This window comes from Dongia sp., assembly GCF_041918875.1.
In the GTDB taxonomy this organism is placed as follows: domain Bacteria; phylum Pseudomonadota; class Alphaproteobacteria; order Dongiales; family Dongiaceae; genus Dongia.
The window spans coordinates 207914-220573 of sequence record NZ_JAYRUV010000007.1 but is presented as its reverse complement, the minus strand read 5'-3'; the positions used below and the strand labels follow the sequence as shown (position 1 = coordinate 220573).

The window sequence follows — 12660 nt, the reverse complement described above, 5'->3', positions numbered from 1 at the left end:
AGGGCGCGGCTCAATTCCTCGTTCGGCACCTGGATGTTGTTCTGCCGGCCCACTTCCGAGAGCAGCAGGCCAAGCTTCACGCGACGCTCGGCGATGTCGCGATATTCCTTCTTCAGCACGTCTTCCGACTTGCCCTTGTCTTCCTCATCGAGGCGGTCGGCCTTCATGTCGGCTTCGATCTGCTGCCAGATGGCGCCGAACTCGGCTTCCACCAGCATCTCAGGAAGAGAGAAATTGTGATTGTCGGCCAGAACGTCAAGGAGCTTGCGCTTCACGCGAGCGCGCGAGACGGTGCCGTATTCCCTTTCGATGCGCTCGCGAGCCTGTTTCTTGAGGTCGGCGAGGTCGGAAAGTCCCAGGGACTTGGCCAGATCGTCGTCGACCGGCACATCCTTCAGTCGGCGAACTTCCTGCGCGGTGACCGCGAAGCTCGCATCCTTGCCGGCAAGTTCCGTGTTGCCGTACTCGGCCGGGAAGGTCACCTTCACAGTGCGCTTCTCGCCCTTTTTCGACCCGACCAGCTGGTCTTCGAAGCCGGGAATGAACTGGCCGGAGCCGAGTTCCAGATAGTGACCCTCGGCCTTACCGCCGTCGAATTCGACGCCGTCGATGGAACCGACGAAATCGATGACGACGATATCGCCATTGGCGGCCGCCACGTCATCGGCCGCCGGCTCGGACGCGCGCTGGCGCTTGGCGATACGCTTCAGGCTTTCGTCCACTTCCGTCTCCGGCACGTCGACGACGACGCGCTCGAGCGAAACGGCGGTGAAGTCCATCGGCGTCACTTCCGGGATCACTTCCATTTTCATGGAGAATTCGAGATCGGCGCCTTCCTTGAATTCGCCCACCAGTTCGACCTTGGGCTGGCCGGCCGGGCGCAGGTTGCGCTCGGTGAGGAGCTTCTGCGAACTCTGCTGCACGCTCTCTTCCAGCACCTCGCCCATGACCGACTGCTCGTAGCGCTGCTTCAGGAGAGACATCGGCACCTTGCCGGGGCGGAAGCCGGGGATCTTCAGCTTGTGGCTGAGTTCGGTCAACTTGCCGTCGACCTTCTCGCGCAGCTGCGCCGCGGGCACGGCGATCTTGTATTCCCGCTTCAGGCCCTGGTTCAGGGTTTCGGTGATCTGCATGGCAGCACTCTTTCAGGCAAAAGGTTTTTGAAAACGCTTCAGCGGTGCGAAATCGCGGCCGAGGTCCAGCCGGCGCCCACGCGAAACGACCGATTTCCGGGCTGATTGGTGCGGGCGGAGGGACTTGAACCCACACGACTTGCGTCACAGGAACCTAAATCCTGCGCGTCTACCAATTTCGCCACGCCCGCAAAGGTCGTCTCGAGCCGCGCCAAGGCCAGCCCACGGCCCCGGTTCGCACCGGTTCCGGGCCGGGGATGTATCCCACCCCGGCCTGAGCGACAAGCGAAAAAGGCCCAGGACGGGGAACAGCTAGGGCCTGCCGCCGGTCCAGCGCAGGCGCCACCAGGGGCCGCTGGCCGCCATCCCCTCACCCACCGCACGCCAACCCAGACGGCGGTAGAAGGTAAAAGCGCGCACATTGGCCTTGTCGGTTTTCAGTTCCATGTCTCCCTCGGCCAGCTTGCGGACTTCCGCCAGCAAAGCGCGGCCGGCGCCACGACTTTGGAATTCTGGATGAATGTAAAGGGAATGAATGAAGTTTGTCGGCCAGTACACTGAAATATAACCAATTATATCGCCATCCAGAATGGCGACCCATTGCTCTTCGCCGACGATGCTCTCGGCAAAGGCGGCGGCCGTGGCAGGCTCGCCCGGAAAAGTGACGCTTACTGTCACGATGTAGATATCGGCGCAAACCGGCAAGTCAGCGGGCCTCGCCCGCCGGACAGCAAGCGTCATGAGAAGCCGCGCAGCAGGCCGGGGATGGCGGCAGGCAGGTCTTCGGCGATCAAGCCGGCGCCCAAGGCAAGACCCGCCTGCGCGTGGAACCAGACTGCGGCGGCGGCGGCGAGATAGGCCGGCATTCCTTGGGCTAGCAGGCCGAGTGTCAAGCCGGCCAACACATCGCCAGACCCCGCCGTCGCCAGATAGGGGCTGGCTTCGTCCTGCACAATCGCCTGGCCGTCCGGGGCGGCAATGACGCTGTCGGCGCCCTTGAGTACGATCACGCAGCGACTGCGGGCGGCCGCCTGGCGGATGCGGGCAAGCTTACCGAGGCCCGGCCCCAGATCCGGAAAAAGGCGCGCAAACTCACCCTCGTGCGGGGTGAGAACGACGTCGCCCCGACCGAGGGTGAAAAGATCTTCCGGCCGGTCGGCGAAGGCGGTGAGGCCGCCGCCATCGACCACCGCGGGCCGGCCGGCGGCGAGGGCTGTAATCACCATCTCGCGGGCCGCTGCATTGGGGACGAGGCCCGAGCCCACCAGCACGGCCGAGATTCGGCGGTCCATGAGGATTTCCACCAGATCGTCCGGTTTGGCCCCAGGCTTCGCAATAATACCCGGCTGATCGGCCATGTAGAGCGGCAGGCTGGCGGCCGGGGCGGCAATGCTGAGCATGCCAGCGCCGATGCGGCGGGCAGCCAGGGCGGCGAGGCGCCCCGCCCCGGGCATGTCGCTGCTGCCCACGACCAGGGCGTGGCCGCGGCTGTATTTGTGATCGAGCGGGCCCGGTTGCGGCAAGGCATCGATCCAGGCAGCCCGATCGTTGCGCCAGGCGGCATGACCCGGCGCCAGCAGATCGCGCGTGAGGCCGATGGGTGCCACATGCAGCGCCCCCGTCTGGATCTTGCCCGGCAGCAGCAGATGCCCGGCCTTCGGCCAGCCGAAAGTGACAGTGTGCCGTGCAGCAACGGCGGTACCGAGAATGCGCCCGTCATCGGCCGAGATACCGCTGGCTATGTCGATCGCCCAGACCTCAGCGCCGGATCGATTGATCCAGTCGATCACGGTGGCGGCTTTTCCATCAAGCGGTCGATCGAGGCCGATACCGAACAAGGCGTCGACGATGAGAACCGCTTTCGGCAGGGCGGCGGGATCGAAGGGCAGAAGCTCCCCGCCTTCGATCCAGGCTTTCGCAGCCTGCGCCGCATCGCCGGCATAGCTTTCAGGCGCACGCATGGCCGATACGCGGACAACTCGACCGGCGCGGCGCAGAAGATCGGCGACGATGAAGCCGTCACCGCCATTGTTGCCGGGGCCGCACAGCACCAGAATCTCGGCATCCGGGGCCGGGTGCGCGCGATGAATAGCGTCGGCGACCGCGGCACCTGCCTGGCGCATCAGCGCGTAGCTATCGTGCCCGCGCGCGAAATATGCTTGCTCGGCGGCGCGCATTTCGGCGGCGGTGACGATCGGCTGGATCGCCATGGTCAGTTGATGACGGTCCGGCAGAACTGGCCGCTGACGCGGTCGCGGATATTGTCGCACATGCTCTGCGCGTCCTTCAGCGTCTTGAAGGGACCGACATAGATTCGATAGACGGTCCCCACCGTGCTGACGAAGGGCCGCACCTCGAGTTCGGTCTTGTCGAGGACCGGACGGAACTGCAGCTTCAGATTCGAGAATTGCGACTTGGCAGAGTCGCTGGTGCCGCGCTCGCCGAGCCAGATATGGAAGACCTTCTCGCGCGGCGACAAGGTCTCGGCGACCGGCAGTTCCGGCTGCACGCCCTCCTCGACGATCTGCTCTTCTTCGCCCTGAGCGCCGTCACCTTCGGCGGCCTGCGCGTCTTCGGCATGCTCCTCGGGTGCAGCTTCAGAAGCCGCTTCGCCTTCCGCCACCTGCTCGCCTTCCGGGGATTGCTCACCTTTCGGGGATTTCTCGGGCTCGGCGACGTGTTCCTCTTCGGCCGGCTCCTCGCCTTCGGCTGCCTGTTCGGCGGCGCTGGCGGCAGCCTCGCCCGACGCGTCTTCAGCGGCATGCTTCCCGGTGCCGGCTTCGCCTTCCGCCGGGGCAGCCTCACCGTGGCTTTCGGCCGCAGGCTCGGTCGGGACGGCATTGGCCGCGTGACCGTCTTCGGCGGGTGCCGATTCTTCGGCAGCATGAGCTTCGCTTTGCGCGGGCTCGGCTGCGTGTCCTTCGGCGGCTTGGGCCGCCGCTTCCCCGGCGGCATGTCCTTCCGGCGCCGGTGCTGCCGTTCCATGGCTCTCCTCGCCCGGCGAGGCGTCGCTCGTGGCCGCGTGTTCGTCCGCGACTTCCTGGTGGCCCGCTTCGGCGGCGCCGGATGCTGCCGGCGCAGGTGCTGCCTGGGCGGTTTCAGCCGGTTTCGGCTTCGGCAATTCGGTCAGCTTCTGCTTGGCCTTCATGCTGCCGGCAGCGGCGGCCTTTTCGAGCCACAGATATGCCTGGTCCGGGTTCCTCGCCACACCATGGCCGGTCCGGTAGAATTCGGCCAAGTCGATCTGCGCTTCCGCGAGGCCGTTCTCGGCCGCCTGGGCGATCCAATGCGCGGCTTGTTTCTCGTCTTTGCCGACGCCATCGCCGCGATCGTAGAGCAGGCCCAGATTGTATTGCGCCTGGACATTCTTGGCCGCGGCCGCCTTGGTCCACAGTTCGACGGTCTGTTTCTTGTCGGCGGGAACCCCATTGCCCAGCATGTACTGGACACCGAGATTGAACTGGGCGGTGGCATTGCCGGCTTCCGCTGCCTTCGTCCAATAGGCGATCGCCTTGTTCTGATCCTTCTTCACGCCGCGTCCATCGGCATAGAGCATGGCCAGATTGTTCATGGCCGGCGCGAAACCCTGCTCGGCCGCCGATTCGTACCATTTGAGGGCCTGGGCGATATCCGCCTTGGTGCCGCGCCCGCTTTCGAGCAGCAGGCCCAGGGCATGCTGGGCCCGCTTGTCGCCTTCCAGGGCCGCCTTCTGCCATTCCTGCAGGGCCTGTTCGTATGCCCCGGCATTGAAGGCGTCGAGGCCGGTGCCGTAATCGGCACGCGCCACGGTTGGAGCCGCTCCCAGAAGAACGGCCACGGAGAGAGGTGCCCCCAGAAGAAGGCGCCGGAAGGTCCGACTCACTTTCATAACCGTTAATATGCCGTCCGGCGTCAGCGGGGGCTAGTGCCCCGTCGGCTCAATGCCGAGTTATATTGCCGCTTTCGGTGCTTCGCCCCGGCTGGCGGAGGATTACCGGCCCGCCCTGGTGGTGAAACATCCGCCATTCTCCGTCTTCTTCGGCGAAAAGATTGGTGCAGGCGATCTGGCCATTGCCGATCAGTTCAAGGCCGCAGGCGATACCGATGCCACCCACAACCGCCATCTGCTGCGGCAGGAAGGAGATATCGGTGCGCTGTCCGTTGCCGAAAATCTGGCGCCAGGAATCCAGGACATCGGTCCTGGACAGCAGGGGCACAGCCCCCGGATGAATACAGGATACCGCCAGCCTCACCGCCCAAAGCCGCTGCATGGCGCCCAAATCCGCCCGCGCAAAGGCACGGTAAAAGCTGATGTTGGCGGCTTCGAATGGATGCTGGCTTCGCATGGGGCCTCGATCGTCGGGAACCCCATGCATAAAGGAAGGCAGTGCCAGCGTCGATGACACTGCGATAAGGGCCTATTCAGCCGGCTTAGTCGATCGCCACTAATTGATCGGGCCGCCCGACTTGTTATTGCCTTGATTGTTGCCAGGGTTGCTGTGGCTTGGCCGGTCTCTTCCTTCCCCGCCGTCTGCGCCGTCATGGCCGTCGCGGCCGCCCTCGTCTTCTCCATCCTCGGTTGCATCGCCGGAACGGTCCGGCAAGGCCAGGGCAGCCATGTCGGACGGCAGGCTGCGCGCCGCCGCGACATGCGTGGTGCAGTCCGGCATGACGGTGATCTGCATGCCAGTCATCGCCAGCCGGCCTCCGCCGCTTGCGCAGTCGCTGATTTCGACGGCACCGGAAATGACATTCACTTCGGTCTGGCCGTCGGGCCAGACATAGATGACAAGCTCCGTCCCTCGGATGACCATCGTTGCGGCCGGAGTCCGCAGGCGGACATTCTCCTCCGTCGTCATCTTGCCGCCGATATAGCGGAAGGCGCCGACGGTGAACGAGATCTGCCCACTGCCCTGCGTGCTCGACGCATCGTAGACGAAATTATCGAGGCGCAGTTCCGCACCGGCTCCGACCTGGACTGTCGTCTCATCCAGGAATTCAAGCTCTGTCGACGCGGACGCGCCGGTCTTCACCGTATCGAGGGCGAAGACTTCGTCGCGATAAAGGATGGCGTGGCTGGCGGTAGAACCGTTGGGCGCGGCAACCGCGCCGTTATATTCGGGCTGAACGACCGCGCCGATGCGCGGCGCAGCCACAGCCGCTTGCGCCATGGCGAGCAAGCCAATGAGGGGAATCGAAAGAGTAAGTATTTTCTTCATGATGATCGCGTTCTGACCGTCCTGAAGGTCTGTCGCTGCAGCGCGGCGACAGGTTCAATGCTGTGAAATCAGTCGTACATGACCGGCAGATGCGCGAGATCGTCCGACGCCGCCAATGTCGGCGCGGCCGGCAGGTTCTCCAGCGCAATAAGGAGGCCGCCTAGAAAGGCAAAGGCGAGCGGGAAAGCAAGACGGCGGATCGACATCTGGAAGACCGACAGAAATGGTTTCGATGGTCATTAATCTAGGTGTCGGGCGCCATTCCCGCTGTGATCCAGGACACAGCACGGACCGAAAAAAGAGAACGTGACGGAACCGGTCCCGTCACACTCTCAACGACAAATGCTTGCTTAGTTCACAGATTGTTTGAGCTGTCGTCCCCGCCCGAGCCACCTGTATCGGGATCCGTTTCCGGATCCGTCTCCGGCCCTTCTTCGCCACCCTCGCTGGGCTCAGGGGCCGGTGGTTCCGGCTCCTTCTTAGGTTGACTCTTATCGCGGTCGTGGTCGGTAGTGCCGCCGCCGGGGCCGCCAGCGTCGCCGCCGTCATCGCCACCTGCGGCCGTCGCGAAGTCGCCCAGATCGTCCGGCACTTCGAGAGCGGCCAGATCTTCTTCGAGCGGGCGGGCCGTCGTCACGGACACGGAGCAACTCGGCGGAATGATGACGCGCTGGCCGATGGTGGCCGGCACGACATCCGGATTGTCGCAGGGCTGCACGTCGATTGCGCCGTCGATCACATTCACTTCGGTCGTGCCGTCGAGGCCGACAAAAATGACCAGTTCGGTGCCGCGGATCGTCATGGTCGCGGTGGGCGTCACCAGCTTGACGTTCTCATCGCTCTTCATCTTGCCGCCGACATAGCGGAACGCACCGACGGCCATAGAAATCTTGCCCGCACCGATCGTGCTCATCGGATCGAACACGAAATCGTCCAGCTTCACCATCGCATTGGGACCGACGTCGAAACGCGTCTCGTCGAGGAACTGCATGGAGGTGGCGCCACCATCGCCCGTTTGCACCGTGTCGAGCGCGGAAACCTGATCCTGATAGTAGATCGGCTTCATTGCCTCGGCCCCGTCCGGCGTAGCCGTGGCCCCGCGGTAGTCCTGCAGGATCACCTTGCCGATGACGTCCGCCGAAGCACTCGACGTCAACAGGGCGGCAAAGCTGGTGAATGCGAGCAGGAGCGTACCAGGGCGCAGCGTCCGGCTGTGACGGGCATCGGGCATGGTTCCCGGTTGGCGGGTCATTTGCTACCTTCCATTTCATGACGGGCGTGGGCGGATATGCCGCACCGCGCGTTTCAATTTTTAACGAATTGATAACGAATTTTAGCTAACCGCCGGACGAAAAGCCAGATGTCATGCGGACCGGAAACACACTTGTTTGTGGTGGGGCGGCCTTTGGAACCCGTTTTCATATTCTTTTAGGGTCGGAATCTGTTGCGGCGCCGAAATCCGGCACTGCCTTGACCATTCCGGCGCTGCGCCGCACCATCTCGCGATTCTCCAGATTGCCCAGAAAGGACCCCGGATGATCGGCCGCCTCAATCATGTTGCCATCGCCGTACCGAATCTCGAACAAGCGGCCGACCTCTACCGCAATACCCTGGGTGCCAAGGTTTCAGCGGCGACGCCGCAGCCCAAGCATGGTGTGAGCGTGGTTTTCGTCGAACTCGGCAATACCAAGATCGAATTGCTTTATCCTCTGGGTGAAGAATCGCCTATCATGGCTTTTCTCGGCCGCAATCCCGCGGGCGGCATTCATCACATCTGCTACGAGGTGGATGATATTCTCCAGGCGCGGGATCAATTGAAGGCCAAGGGCGCAAGGGTGCTGGGTGATGGCGAGCCTAAAATTGGCGCCCATGACAAGCCGGTACTGTTCCTGCACCCCAAGGACTTTCTGGGGACACTCATCGAACTCGAGCAGGCATGAGTGCGTAAATATGTCAGGCATTATGACGCAAATTTTTATGTTCCTGGTCATTTGGTGGCTGACCCTGTTCGCGGTCCTGCCATGGGGTGTCAGACGGACGGAGAACGCCGAGGCGGGCCATGATCCGGGTGCGCCGGCCAATCCGATGCTGCTCAAGAAGGCCATCGCCACGACCGTCATTGCCGCTGCGATCTGGGGGGCAGCCTTTGCCTTCTTCCACATCTACGGCGTCTCGATGCTCGACCTGATCGGAAAGCTCGGCCTCTGATGAGCAGCTATTGCCGCATCGCCCCCGGGCACGAATTCCATGGCCCCTATCACGACCATCATTACGGCTTCCCGATCGCCGAGGATAGCCAGCTGTTCGAGCGCCTGATTCTCGAGATCAACCAGGCAGGCCTTTCCTGGCTCACCATCCTCAAGAAGCAGGAAGCCTTCCGGAAGGCCTATAGCGGCTTCGAGATCGGGAAGGTGGCCCGTTACGGGGACAAACAGCGCGCTCGCCTGCTGGCGGATGCCGGAATCATCCGCAACCGCCTGAAGATCGATGCCGCGATCGAAAACGCCAAGCGTATCCGGCAACTGCAGAACACGCATGGCTCCTTCGCCGCCTGGCTTGCCAGCCATCATCCGCGCACCAAGCCGGATTGGGTCAAGCTGTTCAAGCGGGAGTTCGTTTTCACTGGCGGCGAGATCGTCGGCGAGTTCCTGATGTCGGTCGGGTATCTCCCGGGAACGCATGCGGAGGATTGCCCTGTCTACCGACGCATCGCCAAGCTGCAGCCACCCTGGCTGACGGCCGCCAAGGCCGGAATGCGCTACTGAAGGCAGAAATGGAAAGAGGCAGGCCTTCCCCAGGCCTGCCTCTCGTGGACCGAACGAATGGTCCCTCCCCCACCGAACTCGATACTTCCTTGGTCGTCCCAGAACTTGGACCGTGCGGTCTCTTATAATTCTTGTCTGCCGCCGACTCCCCGGCCGGCGGATGGAACCCTAACTAAAATCGCAACAGAAGTCACGGCAGCTTTTATGGAGCCAGCCCGTCAGCCGCGGGTCCATTCGAGTTGCGTTGCGAAAGTAAAATGAAACAAAACGCATTGCTGCATCGCAGCATAATATCAACCTCGGCCAGATGTGGCATCGGTATGGCGTCGATCCCCTGACGATCAATCTCAATACGCCTGAATATCCGGAATACGGTCCCGAGCGTTACTGCCCGCCCGCCGGCGGCGCCATCATCTTTTCATGCTCACTCCTGCATGAAGCCCCGCCGGTGACCAAAGGCCGGCGATTCACACTGCTGTCGTTTCTGCGCAGCTGAGGGTTCCCGCGCCCAGCCTCAAGGGTACTTATTCGCGAGCCGGCCCTACAGGCCGCCACCATTAACATATTGATAAATTTGATTTGTGAGAAGTGGGGCGAGTGACGGAACTTGAATCCGCAACCTCCGGAATCACAATCCGGCGCTCTAACCAATTGAGCTACACCCGCCATCCGGGCGCGACCGGCATGAACGGCCGGCACGCGGGCAGCGATGTAACCGACCCCCGTCCGCCCGTCAAGGATGATGGGGCGGCCCCATGGCCTCGAGCGCCAGCTCAGTTCCTGTGGGCGGCATGGCGCAGAATGACATTTTCCCCGTCTTCGAGGGCAAAATCGCTGCGGTTATCCAGGAATTCGTCGGTCGCAGTGCGGCAACCGCCATAGTCATGATAGTCGTCGACGAGGACAATCCCACCCGGACTGAGCCGCGCGGCAACGCCGTTCAGGCAATAGGAGACCGGATCGTACCAGTCGCAGTCGATATGGGCGAAAGCAATGCGATCGAGGCCGGCCCGGGGCAGAGTGTCTTCGAACAGGCCCTTGTGAAGGGCTATCGTGCCGCCGCCAGGATCCAGCCCATGGGCCCGGAAGGCGTGGCAGACATCGTCATAGAGATTGTCGCGATAGCCATAGTAGGTCTCGCCACCTATGCCTTCCGACTGGCCGCTGGCGATCTTTTCATAGCGGTCCCTGGATTTGGCATCGTCCTTGTCCGAAGCGGGCGGCGGTATCATGGCGAAGACATCGAAGCCGTGGAAGCGGCGGCCATGGCGTTTGGCACGCTCGGCCAGGACAATGGCGCTGCCACCCAGCGCAACACCGAATTCGGCGATGTCGCCCTCGACGCCGCGCCCGAGAACGTCATCAACGGCCCTTTCGAGGCGTTTCATTTTCCCTTTGGAAAGGTAAGTCAGTCCCGTCTGGCGGACCGACCGTGCCGTGGCACTGAGGTCCGCTGCCTCGAACACACCGCGGAGATGGCGCAAGATCGCTTTCATCTGCTTTGCCTCCCTAACGGGTATTGCTCGTCCTGGAGCGCATTCCGGAACAATCTGGGACTGAATTTCGGCGCTTCCGGCCAGCCGTGCAACCTCTGCTTCATGACGGGCGAAGGACTGTGCCGGCCAATTCCCTGCCTGTCGCCCTGGTATAATATTTCGTCGCCTGGAGCCTGTCAGGGACCGGTGCCGGACCTAAACTGCCAAACCGTTCCGGCCGCCTTGTGCAGCGCCGGCCAGCCATTTTGACCGGGGAAAGACCGATGCTTCAGCTTGCCAGCGGCATGAGCCGCCTTGGAACCGAATCCGCCTTCGAGGTGCTGGCCCGTGCCAATGCCCTGCGCGCCCAGGGCCGCAGCATCGTCGCCCTTTCGATCGGCCAGCCCGATTTCCAGACCCCGGCGCATATCGTCGAGGCCGGTATCAAGGCGCTGCGCGACGGGCATCATGGCTACACGCCGGCCAACGGCATCCCCGAAGTGCGCCAGGCGGTGGCGGACGATCTCAACAAGCGCCATGGCATCAACACGGTCGATCCGAACAATGTGCTGATCGTGCCGGGCGGCAAGGTCACCATGTTCTTCGCCATCATGATGTTCGGAGAACCGGGTGCGGAGATCATTTATCCGAATCCCGGTTTCCCGATCTATGAATCGACCATCAAATTCTCGGGCGCCACGCCGGTGCCGCTGCCCCTCCTCGAGGAGAACGGCTTCGGCTTCAAGGCCGAGGATGTGCTGTCGCGCATCACGCCGAAGACCCGACTCATCATCGTCAATTCGCCCGCCAACCCAACCGGCGGTATCGTCGAGAAGGGCGAGATCGACAAGCTGGTGAAGGGGTTGGAGAAGCACCCCAATGTCTCCATCATGTCGGACGAGATCTATTCCGAGATGCTCTATGACGGCAAAGTCCACACCAGCTTCCTGAAATATCCGGAGATCGCCGATCGCCTGATCATGCTGGACGGCTGGTCGAAGACCTATGCCATGACCGGTTGGCGCATGGGCTATTCGGTCTGGCCCAAGCAGCTCATCGAACATGCGACCCGCCTGTGCATCAACGTGCATTCCTGCGTCAACGCCTCGGCGCAATGGGCAGGCCTTGCCGCCCTCACCGGCCCGAAGGACGAGGTGGCCAAGATGATGGTGGCGTTCGACGAGCGCCGCCGCTTCACCGTGGCCGAACTCAACAAGCTGCCGGGCGTTTCCTGCATCACGCCCTACGGCGCCTTCTACGCCTTCCCGAACATCAAGGGGACCGGCTTCAAGTCCAAGGCGCTGGAAGTTGCGTTGCTGGACGAAGCGGGCGTCGCCAGCATCGCCGGCACGAGCTTCGGTGCCTATGGCGAGGGGTATCTGCGCATCTCCTACGCCAACTCGATCGAGAATATCGGCGAGGCGATCAAGCGCATCGGCGGCTTCCTGGAAAAACGCAAGGCGGCCTAAGGCTCAATCGGCGCGCCAAAAGAAAGGCGGGAGATGCAGCGGCATCCCCCGCCTTTTCTTGTTCGTCGAACCTTCCTGATGCAATCCCAGCTCGCCTAGACCAAGACGGCTCGCTGCGGCTGAGCGCCGTAATCATTGTTCCCATTTGTGCCGGGAATGAGGAGGATTGCCAGCCCCACCAGCGCCTGCACCGCGCTGATCGCCATGCCGATACCTTGCAGCGCTTCGACAAATTGCAGAACGGCCGCCAACAGGCCGACGCCCATCACGGCGACAGCCCACTTCCCTGGCTGATTGAAGTCCTGCAGGCGCTTGGCCATGAGGCAGTAATAGGGATAGACGATGGCGGCGTAGAGGATAAGGGCCACGATCGACCCCATCACGCCGAGGATGCTCGCCAGGAGGTAGGTGACGACCATGTAGGGAACGGTCAGGGCCAGGCTGTAACCGAAATAGGGCAGCCGGGCGATGCGGCCTTCGTTGTTGAGATAGATGCGCTGCAAGTACATGAGGGAATCCTCCATTGATCGCCCGGCCGGGCAGATCGGTTGCCGTGAAGGCTTGGTCGCGGCATCGGGCCGCAAGGTTCACGTCCCGCCCGGAACGAGAAGGTGAAGGCG

At 62.7% G+C, this 12660-nt stretch carries 14 protein-coding genes and 2 tRNA genes; 4 read left to right on the top strand and 12 right to left on the bottom strand.

The genetic code is table 11. From position 1 onward, the window contains the following. The 9 genes from tig to ACE3TY_RS09800 form a co-directional block, all read right to left on the bottom strand. A partial coding sequence (gene tig / locus ACE3TY_RS09840) for a trigger factor (protein WP_374652847.1) occupies positions 1 to 1133 on the bottom strand: 1133 nt, incomplete at its 3' end. 106 nt (positions 1134 to 1239) lie between these two features. Further along, positions 1240 to 1324: transfer RNA gene (locus tag ACE3TY_RS09835), tRNA-Leu, on the bottom strand. A gap of 121 nt (positions 1325 to 1445) precedes the next feature. Next, positions 1446 to 1874: an N-acetyltransferase family protein gene (locus tag ACE3TY_RS09830; RefSeq protein WP_374652846.1), complete on the bottom strand. Its 429-nt coding sequence runs from the start codon at positions 1872 to 1874 to the stop codon at positions 1446 to 1448. Then, entirely contained in the window at positions 1871 to 3343 is a 1473-nt protein-coding gene (locus ACE3TY_RS09825; RefSeq protein ID WP_374652845.1) for an NAD(P)H-hydrate dehydratase, read from the bottom strand. The genes ACE3TY_RS09830 and ACE3TY_RS09825 overlap by 4 nt, the downstream gene beginning before the upstream one ends. 2 nt (positions 3344 to 3345) lie before the next feature. Continuing rightward, the gene (locus ACE3TY_RS09820; protein ID WP_374652844.1) at positions 3346 to 4995 is read right to left on the bottom strand and encodes an SPOR domain-containing protein; all 1650 of its coding nucleotides are present in this window, start codon (positions 4993 to 4995) and stop codon (positions 3346 to 3348) included. Between the two features lie 55 nt (positions 4996 to 5050). After that, positions 5051 to 5383, bottom strand: a complete 333-nt coding sequence (locus ACE3TY_RS09815) for a nuclear transport factor 2 family protein (protein ID WP_374652853.1) — start codon at positions 5381 to 5383, stop codon at positions 5051 to 5053. Between the two features lie 174 nt (positions 5384 to 5557). Continuing rightward, positions 5558 to 6283 carry a FecR domain-containing protein gene (locus tag ACE3TY_RS09810; RefSeq protein ID WP_374652843.1) on the bottom strand — a complete coding sequence of 242 codons (726 nt, stop codon included), beginning with the start codon at positions 6281 to 6283 and terminating at the stop codon, positions 5558 to 5560. A 116-nt stretch (positions 6284 to 6399) separates the two neighbouring features. After that, positions 6400 to 6537 carry a hypothetical protein gene (locus ACE3TY_RS09805; RefSeq protein ID WP_374652842.1) on the bottom strand — a complete coding sequence of 46 codons (138 nt, stop codon included), beginning with the start codon at positions 6535 to 6537 and terminating at the stop codon, positions 6400 to 6402. A 149-nt stretch (positions 6538 to 6686) separates the two neighbouring features. Then, on the bottom strand, positions 6687 to 7583 hold the full coding sequence (locus ACE3TY_RS09800; RefSeq protein ID WP_374652841.1) for a FecR domain-containing protein: 897 nt from the start codon (positions 7581 to 7583) through the stop codon (positions 6687 to 6689). A 283-nt stretch (positions 7584 to 7866) separates the two neighbouring features. On the opposite strand from ACE3TY_RS09800, the gene mce reads away from it, so the two are divergent. The 3 genes from mce to ACE3TY_RS09785 are packed head-to-tail and all read left to right on the top strand — an operon-like array spanning position 7867 to position 9096. Beyond that, complete coding sequence (mce, locus tag ACE3TY_RS09795) at positions 7867 to 8271, top strand: methylmalonyl-CoA epimerase (protein ID WP_374652840.1); 405 nt, start codon at positions 7867 to 7869, stop codon at positions 8269 to 8271. Then, on the top strand, positions 8177 to 8539 hold the full coding sequence (locus tag ACE3TY_RS09790) for a DUF1467 family protein (RefSeq protein WP_374652839.1): 363 nt from the start codon (positions 8177 to 8179) through the stop codon (positions 8537 to 8539). Before mce ends, ACE3TY_RS09790 begins: the two co-directional genes overlap by 95 nt. Beyond that, positions 8539 to 9096, top strand: coding sequence for a DNA-3-methyladenine glycosylase I (locus tag ACE3TY_RS09785; RefSeq protein WP_374652838.1), 558 nt, complete (start codon positions 8539 to 8541; stop codon positions 9094 to 9096). The genes ACE3TY_RS09790 and ACE3TY_RS09785 overlap by 1 nt, the downstream gene beginning before the upstream one ends. 589 nt (positions 9097 to 9685) lie before the next feature. Here the strand turns inward: ACE3TY_RS09785 and ACE3TY_RS09780 are convergent. Next, a tRNA-His gene (locus tag ACE3TY_RS09780) sits at positions 9686 to 9762 on the bottom strand. A 107-nt stretch (positions 9763 to 9869) separates the two neighbouring features. Further along, positions 9870 to 10592 (bottom strand): TylF/MycF/NovP-related O-methyltransferase, encoded by a 723-nt coding sequence (locus ACE3TY_RS09775; RefSeq protein ID WP_374652837.1) that lies wholly within the window; start codon positions 10590 to 10592, stop codon positions 9870 to 9872. A gap of 263 nt (positions 10593 to 10855) precedes the next feature. Between ACE3TY_RS09775 and ACE3TY_RS09770 the strand changes: the two genes are divergently transcribed. Continuing rightward, positions 10856 to 12040 carry a pyridoxal phosphate-dependent aminotransferase gene (locus ACE3TY_RS09770; protein WP_374652836.1) on the top strand — a complete coding sequence of 395 codons (1185 nt, stop codon included), beginning with the start codon at positions 10856 to 10858 and terminating at the stop codon, positions 12038 to 12040. 95 nt (positions 12041 to 12135) lie between these two features. Here the strand turns inward: ACE3TY_RS09770 and ACE3TY_RS09765 are convergent, their stop codons facing one another. Beyond that, positions 12136 to 12549 carry a DUF805 domain-containing protein gene (locus ACE3TY_RS09765; protein WP_374652835.1) on the bottom strand — a complete coding sequence of 138 codons (414 nt, stop codon included), beginning with the start codon at positions 12547 to 12549 and terminating at the stop codon, positions 12136 to 12138. Between the last annotated feature and the right edge of the window lie 111 nt (positions 12550 to 12660).